16 protein-coding genes and 3 tRNA genes are annotated in these 20,405 nt (G+C 41.0%); 17 read left to right on the top strand and 2 right to left on the bottom strand.

Annotated elements, in window-relative coordinates:
• Positions 1-535: 535 nt before the first annotated feature.
• Positions 536-3,625 carry an isoleucine--tRNA ligase gene (gene ileS / locus LPB68_RS05135; protein ID WP_068659560.1) on the top strand — a complete coding sequence of 1,030 codons (3,090 nt, stop codon included), beginning with the start codon at positions 536-538 and terminating at the stop codon, positions 3,623-3,625.
• Positions 3,626-3,784: 159 nt separating this feature from the next.
• Positions 3,785-4,081, top strand: coding sequence for a DUF5665 domain-containing protein (locus LPB68_RS05130; protein WP_232510265.1), 297 nt, complete (start codon positions 3,785-3,787; stop codon positions 4,079-4,081).
• Between the two features lie 2 nt (positions 4,082-4,083).
• On the opposite strand, the gene LPB68_RS05125 is transcribed toward LPB68_RS05130, so the two are convergent.
• Entirely contained in the window at positions 4,084-4,815 is a 732-nt protein-coding gene (locus LPB68_RS05125; protein WP_068659564.1) for a TraR/DksA C4-type zinc finger protein, read from the bottom strand.
• A 225-nt stretch (positions 4,816-5,040) separates the two neighbouring features.
• Here LPB68_RS05125 and lspA point away from each other — a divergent pair, with 225 nt between their 5' ends.
• From lspA to LPB68_RS05060, 14 genes are all read left to right on the top strand, one after another.
• Positions 5,041-5,532 carry a signal peptidase II gene (gene lspA, locus LPB68_RS05120; RefSeq protein WP_068659566.1) on the top strand — a complete coding sequence of 164 codons (492 nt, stop codon included), beginning with the start codon at positions 5,041-5,043 and terminating at the stop codon, positions 5,530-5,532.
• Positions 5,533-5,579: 47 nt separating this feature from the next.
• Positions 5,580-6,488: an RluA family pseudouridine synthase gene (locus LPB68_RS05115; RefSeq protein ID WP_332455193.1), complete on the top strand. Its 909-nt coding sequence runs from the start codon at positions 5,580-5,582 to the stop codon at positions 6,486-6,488.
• Between the two features lie 95 nt (positions 6,489-6,583).
• Positions 6,584-7,837, top strand: coding sequence for an LL-diaminopimelate aminotransferase (locus LPB68_RS05110; protein ID WP_068659572.1), 1,254 nt, complete (start codon positions 6,584-6,586; stop codon positions 7,835-7,837).
• A 430-nt stretch (positions 7,838-8,267) separates the two neighbouring features.
• A complete protein-coding gene (gene pyrR / locus LPB68_RS05105; RefSeq protein ID WP_068659573.1) occupies positions 8,268-8,846 on the top strand; it encodes a bifunctional pyr operon transcriptional regulator/uracil phosphoribosyltransferase PyrR in 579 nt (192 codons plus the stop codon).
• Between the two features lie 2 nt (positions 8,847-8,848).
• Positions 8,849-9,760, top strand: a complete 912-nt coding sequence (locus LPB68_RS05100; RefSeq protein WP_068659575.1) for an aspartate carbamoyltransferase catalytic subunit — start codon at positions 8,849-8,851, stop codon at positions 9,758-9,760.
• Between the two features lie 103 nt (positions 9,761-9,863).
• Positions 9,864-11,153 carry a dihydroorotase gene (locus LPB68_RS05095; protein ID WP_068659577.1) on the top strand — a complete coding sequence of 430 codons (1,290 nt, stop codon included), beginning with the start codon at positions 9,864-9,866 and terminating at the stop codon, positions 11,151-11,153.
• 83 nt (positions 11,154-11,236) lie between these two features.
• Positions 11,237-12,376 (top strand): glutamine-hydrolyzing carbamoyl-phosphate synthase small subunit, encoded by a 1,140-nt coding sequence (carA, locus tag LPB68_RS05090; RefSeq protein WP_068659579.1) that lies wholly within the window; start codon positions 11,237-11,239, stop codon positions 12,374-12,376.
• On the top strand, positions 12,369-15,590 hold the full coding sequence (carB, locus tag LPB68_RS05085) for a carbamoyl-phosphate synthase large subunit (RefSeq protein WP_068659581.1): 3,222 nt from the start codon (positions 12,369-12,371) through the stop codon (positions 15,588-15,590). The genes carA and carB overlap by 8 nt, the downstream gene beginning before the upstream one ends.
• Positions 15,591-15,601: 11 nt before the next feature.
• Positions 15,602-16,339: an orotidine-5'-phosphate decarboxylase gene (gene pyrF / locus LPB68_RS05080; protein WP_068659583.1), complete on the top strand. Its 738-nt coding sequence runs from the start codon at positions 15,602-15,604 to the stop codon at positions 16,337-16,339.
• The gene (pyrE, locus tag LPB68_RS05075; RefSeq protein WP_068659585.1) at positions 16,336-16,977 is read left to right on the top strand and encodes an orotate phosphoribosyltransferase; all 642 of its coding nucleotides are present in this window, start codon (positions 16,336-16,338) and stop codon (positions 16,975-16,977) included. Before pyrF ends, pyrE begins: the two co-directional genes overlap by 4 nt.
• A gap of 157 nt (positions 16,978-17,134) precedes the next feature.
• Complete coding sequence (locus LPB68_RS23095) at positions 17,135-17,299, top strand: hypothetical protein (RefSeq protein ID WP_198402168.1); 165 nt, start codon at positions 17,135-17,137, stop codon at positions 17,297-17,299.
• A gap of 70 nt (positions 17,300-17,369) precedes the next feature.
• A tRNA-Met gene (locus LPB68_RS05070) sits at positions 17,370-17,443 on the top strand.
• 43 nt (positions 17,444-17,486) lie between these two features.
• Positions 17,487-17,560 (top strand) — tRNA-Ile (locus LPB68_RS05065).
• A gap of 84 nt (positions 17,561-17,644) precedes the next feature.
• Positions 17,645-19,102 carry a SulP family inorganic anion transporter gene (locus tag LPB68_RS05060; protein ID WP_257786625.1) on the top strand — a complete coding sequence of 486 codons (1,458 nt, stop codon included), beginning with the start codon at positions 17,645-17,647 and terminating at the stop codon, positions 19,100-19,102.
• 115 nt (positions 19,103-19,217) lie between these two features.
• On the opposite strand, the gene LPB68_RS05055 is transcribed toward LPB68_RS05060, so the two are convergent.
• Positions 19,218-19,976 carry a spore coat protein gene (locus LPB68_RS05055; protein WP_068659589.1) on the bottom strand — a complete coding sequence of 253 codons (759 nt, stop codon included), beginning with the start codon at positions 19,974-19,976 and terminating at the stop codon, positions 19,218-19,220.
• Positions 19,977-20,178: 202 nt separating this feature from the next.
• Between LPB68_RS05055 and LPB68_RS05050 the strand changes: the two genes are divergently transcribed.
• Positions 20,179-20,264 (top strand) — tRNA-Leu (locus LPB68_RS05050).
• The last annotated feature ends 141 nt before the right edge of the window (positions 20,265-20,405 follow it).

Below are 20,405 nucleotides of genomic sequence, written 5' to 3'. Positions count from 1 at the left end.
ACATTCGAGTAGGTGGAAATCCCTGTCCTCGACTCCCCTACGGGAACGTCAACGGGATCTTCCACCTACGACGATGGAGATGCTTCGGTTCAGGGCAACGGACGAAAGAGGGTCAGTGACGCACTCGAGTTACATTCGAGTAGGTAGAATTCCCCGTTCTCGACTCCCCTACGGGAACGTCAACGGTGTCTTCCACCTATGAGAAGTTGATACTTCGGTGCAGGGCAACGGACGAAAGAGTGGAAGTCGCAACAGACAAATGTAAGTAAGCGGGCCTTTTGCTAGCAAAAGGTGGTAAGCGAGGATACGCTCCAAATAAACTTAATACAATCTATGTAACAATTCCGACCAAATTTTGGGTGTCCAGAGGGCTAGCCCTCGGAATCCCCCTTAGCAAGGGGGACTTAGGGGGATGGACTTCCTTGAAAGGCGGTAAGCGAGGATACGTTCCTAATAAACTTAAAACAATCTATGTAAGAATTACGACGAAATTTTGGGTATCTACAGGAGTCCATATTGAAAGGAATGATCATTCATGAATAGAGTCGATGTCAAAGAAAAGGCACGCGCTAGAGAATTGCGCGTTTTGAAGAAGTGGAATGATGAAGGAACGTTTCGTAAATCGATAGATCACCGTGAAGGAAAACCTAATTTTGTATTTTACGAGGGACCACCTACAGCGAATGGTAAGCCACATATTGGCCACGTCCTGGGACGGGTAATCAAGGATTTCATTGGTCGGTATCAGACGATGAAAGGGTATCGTGTCGTACGTAAAGCAGGATGGGATACACATGGTCTTCCTGTTGAGTTAGGTGTGCAGAAACAACTAGGAATTACGCATAAACATGAGATTGAAGAGTATGGCGTAGAAGCTTTTATTAAGAAGTGTAAGGAAAGTGTATTTGTCTATGAGAAGCAATGGCGTGAATTGACTGAAGCGATCGGATACTGGACGAATATGGATGATCCATATATCACATTGGATAACAATTACATCGAGAGTGTGTGGAATATTCTAGCTACGGTGCATGACAAAGATTTGTTATATCGTGGTCATCGCGTTAGCCCGTACTGCCCTTCTTGCCAGACATCGCTTAGCTCGCATGAAGTTGCGCAAGGTTATAAGGATGTTAAAGATCTGAGTGCTACGGCGAAGTTCAAGTTACATGATAGTGGTGAGTATGTTCTAGCTTGGACCACAACGCCCTGGACTTTACCTGGACACGTAGCGCTGGCTGTGAATCCAGAAATGGAATATGCGCGTGTGAAGCAAGCAGATGGCGTATATATCGTAGCTAAGAAGCTAGTGGATGATGTGATGCATGGTGAGTATGAAGTCATCGGCACGCTTAAAGGTTCAGAGTTAGTTGGCCAAATGTATGATGCACCATTTAGTTACACGCAATTAGAGAAATCTAATGTGATTCTGGGTGCGAAATTTGTTACAGATGCTAGTGGTACAGGTATCGTTCATTTAGCTCCAGCTCATGGTGAAGATGACTATAGAGTATGTAAAGAGAATGACATCAGTTTTGTGAATGTCGTGAATCTACAAGGATGCTACGTTGATGAAGTAACTGATTTGGCTGGACGTTTTGTTAAAGATTGTGACATCGATATTGTCAAAATGCTTTCTGAACGTGGCATGCTATATAGTAAAGAAAAATATGAGCATAGTTATCCTTTCTGTTGGCGTTGTGATACACCACTATTGTATTATGCTATGGACAGTTGGTTTATTAAGACAACAGCGATTAAGGATCAATTGATTGCTAACAATAATGAGGTTGAATGGTATCCAGGCCATGTTCGTGAAGGGCGTTTCGGTAAATTCCTAGAGGATTTGGTGGATTGGAATATTAGTCGTGACCGTTATTGGGGTACACCACTGAATATTTGGATATGTCAAGAAACGGGAGAACAGTTCGCACCACACAATATTGCAGAGCTTAGAGCCCGTGCGATTGGTGATGTTCCTGAGAATTTAGAGTTACACAAACCGTATGTCGATGATGTGAAAGTACGTAGTTCTTGTGGGCAATACATCATGACTCGTACACCAGAAGTAATTGATGTATGGTTCGATAGCGGTTCAATGCCGTTTGCTCAGCAACATTATCCTTTTGAGAATCAGGAAACGTTCGAGCAACAGTATCCTGCGGACATGATCTGTGAAGGGATTGACCAGACGCGTGGGTGGTTCTATAGTCTTTTAGCTGTATCTACGCTTCTAACAGGGAAAGCTCCTTATAAAGCTGTTATGGCGACTGGACATGTGCTAGATGAGCAAGGACAGAAGATGTCTAAGTCTAAAGGAAATGTTATTGATCCGTGGGAAATTATTGAAGAGTATGGAACGGATGCTTTCCGTTGGGCGTTACTATCTGATAGTGCACCTTGGAATAGCAAACGCTTCTCCAAAGGAATCGTAGGGGAAGCCAAATCTAAGTTGGTGGATACGCTAGTTAACACCCATGCATTCTTAACGCTATATGCAAGTATAGATGGTTTTGATGCTGCTAAACATCCATTCCAACTATCGAATCATAAGCTAGATCGCTGGATTTTATCTCGTTTGAACAGTTTGATTAAGACGGTAGATAAAGGATTAGCTGTGAACGATTTCTTAAATGCTTCGAAAGCAATAGAAGGTTTTGTGGATGAACTAAGTAACTGGTATATCCGTCGTTCGCGTGATCGTTTCTGGGGAAGTGGACTTACGGAAGATAAACTGGATGCCTACCGCACATTAACGGAAGTGATGATGACGACGGCGAAGTTGATCGCGCCATTCACACCGATGTTGGCTGAAGATATTTATCTGAATCTTGGTGGAGTGGATAGTGTTCATCTAGATGACTATCCTCAGGCGAATGAAGAGCTGATTGACGAGGCTTTAGAGCGCGATATGGAGACAGCACGTCGTATTGTTGAGCTTGCACGAAACGTTCGTAATGAGACAGGAATTAAGACTCGTCAGCCGTTGTCAGAACTGATTGTTTCGATTGATCATGGTTTTAATCTACCTGGATATGAGGATATTATCAAAGAAGAAATCAATGTGAAGAATATCGTTACAGAAAGCGATGATAGCGGTTTTGTTGATCTAACACTCAAGCTTAATTTAAAAATTGGCGGTAAAAAATATGGTAAAAATGTTGGATTCCTGCAAAATCACTTCAAGAGTATGACTGCAGAGGAAACGCGTGAAGCGGTACAATCTGGCATTCTAAATGTAACTTCTCCTGAAGGTGATGAATTACAAATTACGCCTGAAGAATTGTTAATTGATAAGCAGGCAAGATCTGGTTTTGCCTCTGCTTCAGGGTACGGGATTACAGTAGCATTAAATACTGAGATTACACCTGATCTAGTACAAGAAGGATGGGTGCGCGAAGTGATCCGTGCGGTTCAGGATTATCGCAAGAAATTGGATCTACCGATTGAGAAGCGTGTTGTCTTGACGTTAGCTGTTGATGACGAACTGAAAGAAGCTATTACTACATTTAATCATGTATTACGTGAAAATGTGTTAGTGAGTGAATTATTGTTTGGTTCGAATGAAACGATGGAACAAGTTGAGATTGCTGGTAAAACCGTTGGTATCTATATTGCAGATTAAGACGTGATCTTTTGGAACATAATAGTGTTAACTAAAGACAAACGAGCCTTAAGCCGATTCGGGAAAATTGATTCCCGCACGGGTTAAGGCTCGTTTCTTCTTCATCATTGAGCGCCAAAAGGAGCAAACAATGTGGCAGATGTTACAAAAGATACGACCATTAAACAGGATCGTTCAGAAGATACCTATAATCTAATGATGAAGGTAGCAGACCAATTAGAAAGATCACGTATAGCCCAATATACAGAGTTATTACATCGGCCATGGCGACTAATATGGCTTAATATACTATCAGGTACAGCACGTGGTGTAGGAATAGCAATTGGATTTACTTTTTTTGCAGCGACGATCATTTATGTTTTGCAATTACTTGGAGCATTAAATTTACCTATTGTTGGAGATTATATAGCTGATATTGTACGCATTGTACAAAGACAATTGGAATTAAATTATTGACTTTAAGGAATCATATCCTGTTGTGTAAGAGTATCAATGCCCTCATCGCTCGACATATACTTGTGATAGTGATGATTACGAACAATACCTGTTGGATTTCCTTCAATATCTGCGGAGACGAAGCTTTCTAAGGACTCAACACATCCTTCGATTTCATCATCAGCTTCAATGGCCATGTCATCATAACTTTCAATTTGATTGTCCTCAGCCATAGCTGGTGAATTAGATGTGCCCCAACGCTCTACAGTTTGCCAGGCATCTTCACCATCAAATCCATTCTGGTCATGCCGCTCATCCAAGCTAGTACGCCCAAAAGGAGGCATTAGAATTTCTTCCTCAACCGGACGGTCATCTGATACTTGTTGTCTTGGTGAATGTTCTTTACAGTATCGCGTAGCAGGAACAGCGAGTAGTCGATCATAGGGTATGGATTGACCACAAATTGTACAAGTTCCATAGGTACCTTCATTCATTTGAGTCAATGCATTCTCAATTCGATCTAATTGTAAGTCATCGTGTTCTAGAAGTGAAATATCCATACTACGGTAATAGAGTTCTGTTGCAACGTCACCTGGATGGTTGTCTATACTGGATAGTTCACCTGTTTGATAACGTAAGGAATCTTCAAGTCCATTATGTTCATTATTTTTCGTACGGTTTGTGATATCCTCTTTTTCAAGTTCGAGCATTTGACGTAGATGATTTATTTGTGCTGATGATAGCGACTGTGTCATAGGTAGCTCCTTTCTATAATCTTGGGAGAGGCTCATTTTTTCTCTTGCTATAGAGTGTGCGTATCGATGCTGTTTTAATTAGGAAAATGTTCTCGCCTTTGGTCCTTTATGGACGATTTTAGACCGCCTGTGCTACAATGAACATGTCTGTCATTCGGTTTATAATAATGAATTTTATGATTCGTGTGAATGGTGGAAATCATAGGATTGGAGTGACTTGTAGCTGTGGTATATTACATAATCGCGTTAGTTGCTTTTTTAGTGGATCAAGGAACGAAATATTTGGTTGCCAGCCGGATGGAATTGTCCGAACAAATACCGGTGATTGGCAATTTCTTTCTGATAACATCACATCGTAATCGTGGTGCTGCTTTTGGAATCCTTCAGGATCAACGCTGGTTTTTTATCTTGATTACGAGTATCGTCGTTATAGCTATTATTTGGTATTTACAAAAAGTGATGAAAACAAGTAATAAATTATTGCCTTTAGCACTTAGTTTGGTACTAGGTGGGGCGATAGGTAATTTTATTGACCGTGTCATTGCAGGTGAAGTGGTAGATTTCTTGATGTTCAACTTTGGCAACTATACATTCCCTATTTTTAATGTAGCGGATTCATGTATTGTTGTAGGTGTTGGATTGATTATTCTGGACTCCTTCCTTGATATGAAAAGAAATCCATCGAATCCGAATACGGAAGGAAATGAAGAAGCGTGAATGACAACAAGACCAACGAAGATGATGTATTTAATCCTGATTTAGATATCAGAGAATTTATAGTTGAAGAAGGTTCTGGTAAAGAGCGTATTGATAAGTATATTACTGAAGTATGGGGTGAAGATGTTTCCCGTTCACAGGTTCAATTATGGATCAATGGTGACCATGTGAAAGTGAATGGAAATACGGTTAAGGCGAATTATAAGCTATCTGTGGGGGATCAAATTGAAGTTATTGTTCCTGAACCAACATTAGTCGAAATCATAGCACAGGATATTCCGCTTGAAGTTGTATATGAAGATCAAGATCTTATCGTTGTGAATAAGCCAAGAGGGATGGTTGTACATCCAGCACCAGGTCATTCTTCAGGTACGTTAGTTAATGCTCTAATGTATCATTGTAAGGATTTATCGGGTATTAATGGTGAATTACGTCCAGGCATCGTCCATCGTATAGATAAAGATACATCCGGATTGATTATGGCTGCGAAGAATGACAAGTCACATGCCTCTCTAGCAGCACAATTAAAGGAACATACAGTGACTCGACGCTATATTGCGTTGGTACAAGGAAGTATTGGTCATGATCAAGGGACCGTTGATGCACCTATTGGACGAGATCCTCTAGATCGCAAAATGTACACGGTTAAGGAGAAGAATAGTAAACAAGCCGTGACACATTTTACAGTACAGGAACGTCTAGGTGATTATACATTGCTAGAACTTAAGCTTGAAACAGGACGAACTCATCAGATTCGTGTCCATATGAAGTTTATTGGTCATTCTTTGGTTGGGGACCCCATATATGGACGAGGAAAAGGAATCAAATTTGGTGGACAAGCGTTACATGCAGCTGTATTAGGATTTAATCATCCTTCAAGTGGTGAATATCTAGAATTCAATGCTGATATACCACAAGACCTACAAGATCTACTTGCTAGTCTACGTAGTCGCTAAAAGTGCAAATGATAAGAAGATTAATCCATGGCATATTGCCATGGATTCCTTCATATTTAGGGATAGAATTTCGCCTAAATAGGAGATGAATTAACATGAGTATTGAACAATATCAGCAAACGTATATACAAACGAATTTTGCCGATCGAATCGGTGGTTCCAACTATGGTAAAGGTACAGAAATCTATAAATTCGAAAAGATAAAGCGTGCTAAAGCATCTGCCAAGAAAGATTTCCCCAACATAGAATTAATTGATATGGGAGTGGGAGAACCCGATGAGATGGCGGATGCATCGATTGTTACGAAATTAGCTGAAGAAGCGGCTAAATCGGAGAATAGAGGCTATGCTGATAATGGTATTTCGGAATTTAAGGAGGCCGCTGCGAAATATTTACAGGAAGTATTCTGTGTAGATGGTATTGATCCAGTTAACGAAATCGTACACTCGATTGGATCGAAGCCAGCATTAGCTATGTTGCCTTCTTGCTTTATCAATCCAGGTGATATCACGATAATGACAGTACCAGGTTATCCGGTACTGGGAACACATACGAAGTATTTGGGTGGAGAAGTATTTACAGTTGAATTGAAGAAGGAAAACAAATTCCTACCGAATTTAAACGATATTCCTGCAGATATTGCACGTCGTGCCAAACTTTTATATTTGAATTACCCTAATAACCCAACTGGGGCTAGTGCGACCGTGGAGTTCTTCACTGAAGTGGTAGAATGGGCTAGAAAATATGATGTAGTTGTTGTACATGACGCACCCTATGCTGCCTTAACTTATGATGGCATGAAACCACTCAGTTTTCTTTCTGTTGAAGGGGCTAAGGATGTAGGGATTGAACTTCATTCCCTTTCTAAGTCATATAATATGACGGGCTGGCGAATTGGTTTTGTAGCTGGAAATCCCCTTATTGTTAAAGCTTTCAGTGATGTGAAAGATAACAATGATTCTGGTCAGTTCATAGCCATCCAAAAGGCGGCAGCATATGGTCTTTCTCGCCCTGAGATCACTGAACAAATTGCACTTAAATACTCTCGCCGTCATAACTTATTGGTGGACGCTTTGAATGAATTAGGATTCTCAGCCGAGAAACCTAAAGGCTCATTTTTCTTATATGTAGAAGCACCAAAGGGTGTCAAAGGTGGGCAACGATTTACATCGGGTGAAGATTTCTCACAATTTCTTATTCGTGAACAACTCATTTCGACAGTACCGTGGGATGATGCTGGCCACTTTGTTCGTTTCTCAGTTACCTTTATTGCGAATGGTGAAGAGGATGAGAAGAGAGTAATCAGTGAAATTAAACGTCGCTTAAGCCAGGTTGAATTTGAATTTTAATAGAAGGGTGTCTGCCATTGGTAGATACCCTTTTTTTGAAATATAAGAAAGTATAAGTTTCACTTGATACTCTATTCCTTATATTTCCGCTGAAACGGGTGCCGTCTTTGAAAAAGGACGGCATTGCCGTTTCTACTTGTCCTATTCGACTTTTGCGGACTGCGGTTGACATCATTCATTGGTTCTGTCATAATTCTCGTAGATGAATAGCACCTTTAATTCAGTCCCGTGAGACTGGCAAGGTTACGTGAACCGAGGTTCACCGCATGACACTCGTATATTCGTATACGTGTCGTTGATGGGCGTCCTCTTATTCAATCCAATAGCTATTGGATTGAATAACGAAGTAAACTCCTTGCCTTTAGGGCAAGGAGTTTTTTTGTATGTCACGGGAACTAATGAAGGAATTCCTGTAAAGGGGTAATGAATAATGGCTAAAGAAGTACATGTGATTATGGATGAGACAGCAATTAGACGAGCATTATCAAGAATTGCCCATGAGATTATAGAGAAGAACAAAGGAATTGAGAATTGTATTCTGATTGGAATTCGCACACGTGGAATTTACTTAGCACAACGCATCGCTCAACGAATTGAGGAAATTGAAGGAACTCCAATCATCTGTGGTGAGTTGGATGTAACGGCATATCGGGATGATCGTTTAGAAGAACAGGCCCATGTGGTGCAAGATGGAAATCTAGCACTGAATCAATTAAAGAGCAGTTTAGGTAATGTAAGCATTCAGGATAAAACCATTATATTGTTCGATGATGTCCTCTATACAGGACGTACAATTCGTGCTGCGATGGATGCTCTAATGGATTGTGGTCGTCCACGGATGATTCAACTAGCGGTATTAGCAGATCGTGGACATCGCGAACTTCCGATAAGGCCGGATTATATTGGTAAGAACGTACCGACTTCTAATCAGGAAGAGATTGAAGTTGCACTAATAGAGTTTGATGGAAAAGATCAAGTAACAATCTCGCAGAATAGGGAGGAGCGGTAGACATGATGAGCACTATTAATCTCAAGGACCGCAGCTTACTTGGACTTAAAGATATCAGCAGAAATGAAATTGGCTCGATTCTGGATAGAGCGGCATACTGGGAAGCACAGGAAGAGAAGGTTACTCCGATTCTAAGCTCGTATTTTGTAGCTAATATGTTTTTTGAGAATAGTACAAGAACAAGGTTTTCCTTTGAAATGGCGGAGAAACGTCTTGGAGCACAAGTACTGAACTTTTCTGCCGCAGCCTCTAGTGTGGAAAAAGGAGAATCCATCTATGATACGGTGCGAACACTTGAATCGATGGGGATTGATGCAGGTGTCATACGCATGAAGCCAGATGGAGTTCTACAGAAGTTAGCGGAAACAGTAAAGGTTCCATTAATCAATGCTGGAGATGGAAGTAACGAACACCCAACCCAAGCTTTACTTGATATATATACAATGCGTAAGAAGTTCGGTGAACTAAAAGGATTGAAAGTATCTATTATCGGCGATATTCGCCATAGTCGTGTCGCAAGATCAAATCTGTGGGCGTTACAGAAGTTTGGGGCTCATGTTAACTTCTGTGCACCAGAAAGTATGGCAGCACCTGAGCTTGCACAATATGCTCCATATGTCACGATGGATGAAGCTATGCACTCCGATGTTGTAATGATGCTAAGAGTACAATTAGAGCGCCATGCCACTGGATTGCTGAAGTCAGCAGAAAACTATAGAGAACAGTATGGCCTTACTGAAGCAAGAGCAGCCAAGCTCTCTAAGGATACGATTATTATGCATCCAGCTCCGGTGAATCGGAATGTAGAGATAGATGATGCGGTTGTGGAAAGTGCTCAATCGATGATATTCCCGCAAATGAGTAACGGCGTACCGATTAGGATGGCGGTTATGGAGCGGGCTATAAGGGGTTAGGCTGATAAAATATCACGATTTTATTAATAAATATACACAAATATGAATTTTTATTATACAATAGATTGAAGCCAAAGTGCGCAATCAATGAGCGGAGGTAGTCATGTTAACCATTATTGCAAATGCGAGTGTTCTTGATCATCAAGGGAATTTAGAAAAAAAACATATTCTACTACAGGATGGCGTCATTAAATCTCTAGTCGATGCTCAGGTGAAATTGTCGGATATTCAGGATGGTGCATCAGACATCATTGATGCAGAAGGAAAACTAATTACTCCAGGTTTTATCGATATGCATGTGCATTTACGTGAACCAGGCTTCGAACATAAAGAAACAATTGAAAGTGGAAGTCGTTCAGCTGCCAAGGGTGGATTTACAACGATTGCTTGTATGCCTAATACAAGACCAGTAACGGATCATCCTGATGTCATTAAGCTTATTCTTGAAAAGGCCAATCAGGCAGGAATTGTTAAAGTCCTACCTTATGCAGCTATAACTAAGAACGAACTTGGACGTGAACTAACGGATTTCGCAGCATTAAAAGAAGCGGGTGCCATTGGTTTTACAGATGATGGTGTAGGTGTACAAAATGCGCAAATGATGAAGGATGCTATGAAAATTGCGGCAGGTCTACAAATGCCTGTTATTGCCCATTGTGAAGACGATTCACTCGTTGTTGGAGCTTGTGTTGCAGAAGGTGAGTTTGCGAAGAAACATGGTCTAAAAGGGATCCCGAATGAATCGGAAGCCATTCATGTGGGTCGCGACATTCTGCTAGCAGAAGCAACAGGTGTTCATTATCATGTCTGCCATGTGAGTACAGAACAATCAGTTCGATTAATCCGGCAAGCGAAATCAATAGGAATTCATGTGACTGCCGAAGTATGTCCACATCATTTGGTTCTCTCAGAAGAAGATATCCCTGGATTGGACGCCAATTGGAAAATGAATCCTCCTCTTCGTTCGAAACGAGATGTTGAGGCTTGTATTGAAGGGTTGCTTGATGGAACACTTGATATCATCGTGACAGATCATGCACCTCATAGCGCTGAAGAGAAAGCTAAAGGGATGGAACTTGCACCGTTTGGTATTGTCGGATTTGAGACTGCCTTCCCTCTTCTATATACGAAATTTGTAGAAACTGGGTTATGGGATTTATCTTTCTTAGTACAAAGAATGACTGCTGATCCTGCAAAAGTCTTTGGTCTGAATTCAGGATTACTTGAAGCGGGTAGACCAGCTGACCTAACGATGATTGATCTAGATGCTGAGAAGAGTGTTGATCCAGAACAATTTCTATCTAAGGGTCATAATACTCCTTTTGCAGGCTGGAATCTAAAGGGATGGCCAGTGAAGACTTGGGTTGATGGAAAGCTTGTCTGGTCAGAGTAAGATTGAAGTATTACACAACGTGAATCGATAAGATTAGCTGATATATATAGAACTTGAGCAAATGACAGAAGGAGTGGAATAGAATGCAGGCAAGATTATTATTAGAGAATGGTACACTATTTACCGGGTTGGCATTTGGTGCAGATGGTGAATCTACAGGTGAGGTTGTTTTTAATACAGGTATTACAGGGTATCAAGAAGTACTATCTGATCCGTCATACTGTGGACAGATTGTAACGATGACACAACCCTTGATTGGTAATTATGGAATTACACGCGATGATTTCGAATCTTATGCACCTTTTATTCATGGATTCGTTGTACGTCGCCATGAACCAATTCCAAGTAACTGGCGTGCAGAGTATAGCTTAGATGCACTTTTGAAAGAACATGGAATTGTTGGAATCAGTGATATTGATACTCGTATGTTAACTCGAATGATTCGTAGCCACGGTACAATGAGAGGGATTCTAACCACTTCGGCAGCTTCCGTTGAGGAATTGCAAGAAAGATTAATTGGTAGTGAAATTTTAAGAAATCAGGTAGCTATTACCTCAACTAAGAATATTTACACTAGTCCTGGGACGAAAGAGCGGATCGTATTAGTGGATTTCGGAGCGAAAAATGGGATACTGCGTGAACTTAATACTCGTCATTGTGATGTGATCGTGGTACCACATGACACTACAGCTGAACAAATCCGTCATTTGCGTCCTGATGGAGTGCTGTTATCTAATGGACCTGGGGATCCGAAGGATGTTCCAGAAGCGATACGTACTGTGTCCCAGTTGATTGGAGAATATCCGATCTTTGGAATCTGTCTTGGACATCAACTATTTGCTTTAGCATCAGGTGCGGATACGGAGAAATTGAAATTCGGACACCGCGGGGGGAATCATCCTGTGAAGGATTTAGCGACAAATCGTTGCTTCATAACATCACAGAATCATGGTTATGCCGTAAATGAAGAATCAATAAAAGGAACAGATTTAGAAATCACACATATCAACAATAATGATAAGACAGTTGAAGGATTGAAACATCGTATTCATCCGGCATTTTCTGTACAGTATCATCCGGAAGCGTCACCTGGGCCAGAAGAAAGTAGCTATTTGTTCGACCAATTTCTCAAAATGATCGCGGATCATAAATTAAATCACCCTGCTAAACCGCGTCAAGCTGAATTAGCTGCAAGCGTGAAAGGAGCTCTACAACATGCCTAAAAATAATGAACTAAAGAAAATACTTGTGATCGGATCAGGCCCAATCGTCATTGGTCAAGCAGCTGAATTTGACTATGCAGGAACACAAGCTTGTCAAGCTTTGAAAGAAGAAGGTATCGAGGTTATTCTGATCAATAGTAACCCGGCAACGATTATGACGGATACGAATATGGCTGATAAAGTGTATATCGAACCTATTACATTAGAATTTGTTACACAGATTATTCGTCAAGAACGTCCAGATGGGTTGCTGCCAACACTTGGTGGTCAGACGGGGCTTAACATGGCAGTTGAATTAGCACGCGCAGGTGTTCTTGAACAAGAGAATGTGAAGTTGTTAGGAACACAGCTAGAATCGATTGAAAAAGCTGAGGATCGTGATCTATTCAGAGACTTAATGAATGAGCTTGAACAACCTGTACCTGAGAGTTCTATTGTAACTACTTTAGAAGAGGCGCTTGAGTTCGCAACTGAGATCGGATATCCACTAATCGTTCGTCCTGCATATACACTTGGTGGTACAGGAGGAGGAATCTGTGCAACAGAAGAAGAACTTCGTGAGACCGTCGTATCTGGTATTCGCTATAGTCCTATCGGACAATGTCTGATTGAGAAGAGTATTGCAGGACTTAAAGAAGTAGAATACGAAGTTATGCGTGATGCCAATGATAACTGTATCGTGGTATGTAACATGGAGAATTTCGATCCTGTAGGCGTGCATACTGGTGATAGTATTGTTGTAGCACCTAGCCAGACATTATCTGACCGTGAATATCAAATGCTAAGATCGGCTTCACTCAAAATTATTCGTGCACTGAATATTGAAGGTGGATGTAACGTACAATTTGCATTAGATCCTCATAGTTTTCAATATTATGTCATTGAAGTAAACCCACGTGTGAGTCGTTCATCTGCACTGGCTTCCAAAGCGACAGGGTATCCTATTGCCAAAATGGCAGCAAAAATTGCGATGGGATACACCTTAGATGAAATTATTAACCCTGTAACAGGACAAACATATGCTTGCTTTGAACCTGCATTGGATTATATCGTAAGTAAAATTCCACGTTGGCCTTTCGATAAATTCGTTCATGCGAACCGTAAGTTAGGAACACAAATGAAGGCAACTGGAGAAATTATGGCTATCGGCCGTACTTTCGAGGAGTCCATTCATAAAGCTGTTCGTTCATTAGAGATCGGTGTTCACCGCTTTAATCTAGAGGGAACAGAGTTACTAACTGAAGATGTTCTGAATGAGCGTCTTGAGAAACCAGATGACGAGCGTATCTTCCTCATCGCCGAAGCTTTCCGTCGTGGTTATACACTGCAACAAATTCAAGATTTAACACAAGTGGATTGGTGGTTCCTTGACAAACTTGAGGGGATCATTAAGTTTGAGACTCGTATTCAAGAAGAAGAAACACTTACTTATGAGACTTTGTATCAAGCGAAAAGACTTGGATTTACTGACAAATCTATCGCTGAGATTCGTAAACAGAATACGTCAACTAAACATCATACATCTGAAGTAGAAGTACGTGATTTTAGATTAAATCATAACCTTCGTCCAGTGTACAAAATGGTGGATACTTGCGCGGCAGAATTCGAAGCGTCCACACCTTATTACTACTCCACTTATGAGACCGAGAATGAAGTTATTCAATCATCGAAGGAAAAAATTCTGGTCTTAGGATCAGGACCGATTCGTATCGGGCAAGGGATTGAATTCGACTATTCAACTGTGCATGCTGTATGGGCTATTCAAAAGGCAGGCTACGAGGCTGTTATTATCAACAATAACCCTGAAACGGTATCCACGGACTTCAATACATCGGATCGACTATATTTTGAACCTTTATTCTTCGAAGATGTTATGAATGTTATTGAGCAGGAGAAGCCAGTTGGTGTAATTGTACAATTCGGAGGACAGACGGCAATTAACTTAGCAGCACCATTGAGTGCCGCTGGTGTGAATATCTTGGGTACTAGTCTAGCAAGCATTGATGAAGCCGAAGATCGTAAGAAATTTGAAGCGTTACTTACCCGTCTGGATGTAGCTCAACCGAATGGTAAAACAGTAATTTCTGTCGATGAAGCCGTTGCAACTGCAGATAAGATTGGATACCCTGTATTAGTTCGTCCTTCTTATGTACTAGGTGGACGTGCAATGGAAATTGTATATTCTGATGAAGAACTGTTGAATTACATGGAGTATGCAGTGAAGATTAATCCAGAACATCCCGTACTTATTGATAGATATATGCTTGGTAAAGAAGTAGAAGTTGATGCGATCTGTGATGGTGAGACGGTATTAATTCCAGGAATAATGGAGCATATCGAACGCGCTGGGGTTCACTCAGGAGATTCGATTGCTGTCTATCCACCGCAACATTTAGAAGAGCATCTGAAAGAGAAAATCGTGAACATCACGATAAAAGTAGCCAAAGAATTGAAGACGATTGGACTTGTCAACATACAGTTTGTTATTTACAAAGATGAAGTATATGTGATCGAAGTGAACCCACGTTCATCACGTACCGTTCCATTCTTGAGCAAGGTAACGACAATTCCGATGGCTAACCTAGCTATGCAAGCTATTCTTGGTAAGAAGCTGAAAGATTTGGGCTATCAAGAAGGTCTGTGGCCTGAAAGTAAATATGTGTCGGTGAAGGTACCGGTATTCTCATTCGCCAAACTACGTAGAGTTGATACCACGCTTGGGCCTGAGATGAAATCAACAGGAGAAGTTATGGGTCGTGATCTTCAATATGCGAAGGCATTATACAAAGGCTTGATTGGAGCTGGTATGAAGATACCATCCACTGGGTCAATCATTGTCACTGTAGCTGATAAAGATAAAGATGAAGCAGTAGAATTGATGACTGGGTTCAAGAGATTAGGCTACAAAATATATGCAACAGGTGGAACAGCAGACGCTCTAAATGCAGCTGGACTTGATGTAACTACCGTTCATAAGTTGAGTGAAGGAACACCAAACATTCTTGATCTAATCCGTACTGGAGAAGCATCCTTTGTCTTTAATACACTTACGAAGGGTAAACTACCACAACGTGATGGATTCCGAATTCGCCGTGAAGCTGTAGAGAATGGCATTGTGTGTATGACTTCTCTAGATACTGTTAGAGCATTACTAATCATGCTAGATACCATTAATTTCTCATCCCAAGCTATGCCATCATTTATTGGGCAATAAGGAGAATACGAATGAATCAAGCATATAAGGAAATGGCTGGTCGTCTGATCGTAGCACTGGATTATCCAGATGCTACTCAGGCACTTGGTTTAGTAGAGCAACTTCAAGGAATTCCATGTTATATGAAGGTCGGGATGCAGCTGTTTTATGCTGCAGGCCCGGATTTTGTACGCGAATTAAAGGATAGAGGGTACTCTGTTTTCTTGGATTTGAAAATGCATGATATTCCTAACACCGTTAAGGGTGGTGCCGAGAGCATCACCCGGCTTGGTGTGGATATGTTCAATGTTCATGCAGCTGGTGGAACACAAATGTTGCAGGCAGCTTATGAGGGAATGACGGCAGCATTAGTAAGTGATGATACTTTATCGAAGCCCATCATTATTGCTGTTACTCAATTGACTAGCACAAGTCAAACCGTACTAAATGAACAGATTGGTATAGAAGGTACTATACAAGATGCTGTTGTTAAATATGCAAAACTTACAGCTTCAGCGGGATTGAATGGAGTCGTAGCTTCTGCCCAAGAAGTACCATTGATTAGTAAAACATGTGGTAAAGAATTTATTACTGTGACCCCTGGCATTCGTCCAGCAGGAAGTGCAATAGGAGATCAATCAAGAGTGTTAACACCTGGTGAAGCAATCCAGCAAGGAAGTCACTATATCGTTGTTGGACGACCTATTACAGCGGCTAATAATCCCCGTGAAGCAGCAGAACAAATCATTAAGGAGATGATGGAAGCATGAGTAAAGTAGCGGAAATCCCTGGTTCCATTGCAAGTTATTTACTACAGATTGAAGCAGTTGCTTTAAGTCCCAAACAACCATTCACATGGACCTCTGGTATCAAATCACCGATCTATTGTGACAATCGCCTAACGATGTCATATCCAGTGATTCGTGACTATATTGCAGAATCATTCGCAACAGTGATTCGTGAGCAGTATCCGGAAGCAGAAGTTATTGCTGGAACAGCAACAGCGGGTATCCCTCATGCTGCTTGGGTAGCTCAGAAGCTAAATCTTCCAATGGCTTATATTCGTGATAAGGCTAAAGGGCATGGTAAACAGAATCAGATCGAGGGGCATATCAAGCCTAACCAGAAGGTGGTTGTTATTGAGGATCTGATCTCCACTGGAGGTAGTTCATTGAAAGCTGCATTAGCGGTTAAGGAAGCAGGGGGCCAACCAATGGCTGTTCTAGCGATTTTTAGCTACCAGTTGGATCAAGCTGTAGATGCTTTTGCAGAAGCTGGCATTCCACTTCAGAGTCTGTCTAACTACGGAGCATTAATGGAAGTTGCTCTTGAACAAGGAAAGATTGAAGCAGGAGATATTACGGTGTTGAAGGCTTGGAGAGAAGATCCCTCGTCCTTCGGTGTATAGTAATTATTATGGTTTGCAGAAAAGGATATCACCCAATCATTGGGTTGGTATCCTTTTTATTATGATAAGTTCCGATGAAGTGCATTGATCTGAATGAACTAGGTAACAATATCTCCAACATCATTTTTCAATCTTTAGGGGAAAGAGGAGAGAAGAAATGAAGTGGATCTATTTCGCAAAGTTATATCGGAGTGAATTTCAAGCGAGTTGTCTTGCCCAAAGGTTAGAACAAGATGGTTGGATTTATGGATATGAAGAACCAAATTCTGTAGAAATATTCCGTTCACGCAAAGGGAGATTTGGTGTTCGCTTCATTCTTTGAATAAAAAACTTGACATATGTGGTGTTAATGTTGTATATTAATTCTTGTCGCTGTTTGAATAATTTACTGACGCGGGGTGGAGCAGCACGGTAGCTCGTCGGGCTCATAACCCGAAGGCCGCAGGTTCAAATCCTGCCCCCGCAATTAAATAAATTGCCATTGTTCATACGGGATTATACATTATTAAGGGCCTTTAGCTCAGTTGGTTAGAGCGGTCGGCTCATAACCGATTGGTCGGGGGTTCGAGTCCCTCAAGGCCCACTTTTAAGAAATCCTTGCTATTGTAAGGATTTTTTGTTTGTCTTTTTTTTGAGAAATGTAATTCATTGTGTGGAGGTTATGACTTTGACAACAATACAATTAAATAGTTCAACCTGGTTTGGAAATACACGAAGAGATGTGTTATCTGGGATGACAGTTGCATTAGCACTAATACCAGAAGCGATCGCATTCTCTATCATTGCAGGTGTTAGCCCAATGGTAGGACTGTACGCCTCGTTCTGTATGGCTGTTGTGATTTCTTTTGTAGGCGGAAGACCAGGTATGATCTCAGCAGCTACCGGTGCGATGGCACTACTGATGGTAACTTTGGTTAAGGATCACGGGCTTGAGTATTTATTCGCAGCAACAATCCTTACGGGGATCATCCAATATGTCCTAGGCTTATTGAAAATAGGTCATTTGGTCAAATTCATCCCACATTCAGTTATGAATGGATTCGTGAATGCACTAGCCATTCTGATCTTCATTGCTCAACTGACACATTTTAAAGGACAAAATTGGGTCATGTATGGATTGGTAGCTTTAACGTTAGCCATTATCTACATATTTCCTCTCTTCACCAAAGCAGTTCCCTCTGCGTTAGTTGCAATCATTGTGGTCTCTATTATTTCGATCAGTTTGGGACTAAATATTAGTACGGTTGGAGATATGGGAGCTATTACGAACGCATTACCCCTCCTTCATATCCCACAGGTTCTTTTTTCACTGGATACGTTACTTATTATCCTGCCTTATTCAATCTCTTTAGCTATTGTGGGTATTCTGGAGTCACTCCTAACTGCGACGCTTCTAGATGAATTGACGGATACATCCAGTAATAAGAACAGAGAAGTTAAGGGACAAGGTATAGCCAATGTCGTTACAGGCTTCTTCGGTGGTATGGCGGGCTGTGCGATGATTGGTCAATCAGTTATTAATGTGAAGTCTGGTGGGCGTAAGCGCTTATCCACTTTGGTTGCAGGAGTATTTCTGTTATTCCTCATTATCGTACTAGGTCCTGTAGTTACCAAGATTCCAATGGCTGCACTTGTTGGGGTGATGATCATGGTCTGTATTGGTACTTTTAATTGGGATTCACTGAAGGAGTTAAATCGCATACCTCGAACAGATGCACTGGTTATGATTGTTACAGTAGTCATCGTTGTAATGACGAATAATTTATCTTATGGGGTCTTTGCAGGTGTATTGCTAAGTGCTTTATTTTTTGCTTGGAAAATAGGGAGGATTACGCTGGAACAATCAATCGGGCAGGATGGACATAAGGAATATAAGGTTAGAGGTCAAATGTTCTTTGGGACGATGACAGACTTTGTTAGTCTATTCAACTATATAGAAGATCCTGATCATATCATTATTAATTTCAGTCGTTCACATATATGGGATCAATCCGCGGTAACAGCGATAGTAAAAGTGATAACGAAATATGAGCAGATGGGTAAACACGTTAAAATAGTGGGACTGAATGAGGAAAGTCGAATTCTCATAGATAAGATAGGCTTATCAGTTCCGAGTGGACATTGATACGAGCAAAGAAGAGGAACTTGGTTAACAAGTTCCTCTTCTTTTTTCTTATATTTCCGCAGATACGGATTTCGTCCTTGAAAAGGACGTTATATCCGTTTCTACTTGCTTGAATCTATTCAGGTGCCCCGTAGATCGCTAACCATTGATTTTGTAATATCCAGCCGTTCTTTTGCCATTTCAGAGCATTCTGTATATAACCAAAGCTGTCGGCATGATATCGTCCGCTTACACCTTGGAATGCCAGTAACTCATATACCCCGTTACCGTCGAAGTCAACTGGATATAAGCCACTGAGCGGGTCTACCCAGCCTTCAATGGGCGACTTTAACGTTCCATCAGTATTATAGATTTCATCCAAGTATTCTTTACCTCGAGAGGTGATGTCTAACGTATATACTCGTGATGTGTTGCTATTGATTATTCGGAGACGATATCCATCTAGAAAGGATACAGTATACTTCCAATACTCGTTATATGCATCAGAGCTGAATAGAAGTTGAGGTTTTCCTTGAACGAAAGTGTATAAATAGTCATATGTCGTTGCTCCTGATCCACCACTATCTATCGTTACTAGGATATCTGAGACGCCATCTCCTGTAAAATCGCCTACGAATAAGCGGGGATTATATCCCGAGTTCTCTTTCGGTTGTATTCGATACGTTTGTGAAGTAGCAGCATCTTGAATGATAATAGCAATATTAGTTATATGTGGACTTTCGGGTTCTTTCTTCATGCCTGTTAACCATATTTGATCGCGAAGACGATCTCCAGTAACATCTGCAATGGTGTGATCAAGAATAAGTTCTTGTCGTAAGGATTGTTCTTCGAGAATTGAGCTGAAACGAGGGGCATTATATTTCTGTTCGATCATTAAATCTGCTCCTTTACATAGGTGATTATCCATAATGTATGATGGGAGGTATGAAGGTGTGATGTATGATGATTTATGGATGATCTTGATGCTGTATAAATTTTTCTGAGAAAAAAGTTGAAATTAACAATAATATAACGTATAATAAAAAAGTTGAATTCGAACGTTACTTTTAAAAAAAGTTAGACATTCGAATATATATGCCGGGGTGGCGGAACAGGCAGACGCACAGGACTTAAAATCCTGCGGTACGTGAGTACCGTACGGGTTCGACCCCCGTCCTCGGCATCCTTGATTGATAAGGTTTTTTTCGAAAATCCTTGTGTTTGAAACAGCAGAGGAGAGGACTCTTAACGAGTTCTCTCCTTTTTTCATTGGTTAAAAATGGGCTACATCGTCAATTACAGACGATTAACCCGCTTATGATAA

Origin of the sequence: Paenibacillus crassostreae (genome assembly GCF_001857945.1) — a bacterium.
Classification (GTDB): domain Bacteria; phylum Bacillota; class Bacilli; order Paenibacillales; family Paenibacillaceae; genus Paenibacillus_AQ; species Paenibacillus_AQ crassostreae.
This window is presented reverse-complemented; position numbering and strand designations above follow the sequence as displayed.

What these genes read in the sequence shown, in the direction of transcription:
- ileS (WP_068659560.1), top strand. Translation starts at nt 536, where the DNA reads ATGAATAGAGTCGATGTCAAAGAAAAGGCACGCGCTAGAGAATTGCGC.
- LPB68_RS05125 (WP_068659564.1), bottom strand. Translation starts at nt 4,815, where the DNA reads ATGACACAGTCGCTATCATCAGCACAAATAAATCATCTACGTCAAATG.
- LPB68_RS05110 (WP_068659572.1), top strand. Translation starts at nt 6,584, where the DNA reads ATGAGTATTGAACAATATCAGCAAACGTATATACAAACGAATTTTGCC.
- pyrR (WP_068659573.1), top strand. Translation starts at nt 8,268, where the DNA reads ATGGCTAAAGAAGTACATGTGATTATGGATGAGACAGCAATTAGACGA.
- LPB68_RS05100 (WP_068659575.1), top strand. Translation starts at nt 8,849, where the DNA reads ATGATGAGCACTATTAATCTCAAGGACCGCAGCTTACTTGGACTTAAA.
- LPB68_RS05095 (WP_068659577.1), top strand. Translation starts at nt 9,864, where the DNA reads ATGTTAACCATTATTGCAAATGCGAGTGTTCTTGATCATCAAGGGAAT.
- carA (WP_068659579.1), top strand. Translation starts at nt 11,237, where the DNA reads ATGCAGGCAAGATTATTATTAGAGAATGGTACACTATTTACCGGGTTG.
- carB (WP_068659581.1), top strand. Translation starts at nt 12,369, where the DNA reads ATGCCTAAAAATAATGAACTAAAGAAAATACTTGTGATCGGATCAGGC.
- pyrF (WP_068659583.1), top strand. Translation starts at nt 15,602, where the DNA reads ATGAATCAAGCATATAAGGAAATGGCTGGTCGTCTGATCGTAGCACTG.
- pyrE (WP_068659585.1), top strand. Translation starts at nt 16,336, where the DNA reads ATGAGTAAAGTAGCGGAAATCCCTGGTTCCATTGCAAGTTATTTACTA.
- LPB68_RS23095 (WP_198402168.1), top strand. Translation starts at nt 17,135, where the DNA reads ATGAAGTGGATCTATTTCGCAAAGTTATATCGGAGTGAATTTCAAGCG.
- LPB68_RS05055 (WP_068659589.1), bottom strand. Translation starts at nt 19,976, where the DNA reads ATGATCGAACAGAAATATAATGCCCCTCGTTTCAGCTCAATTCTCGAA.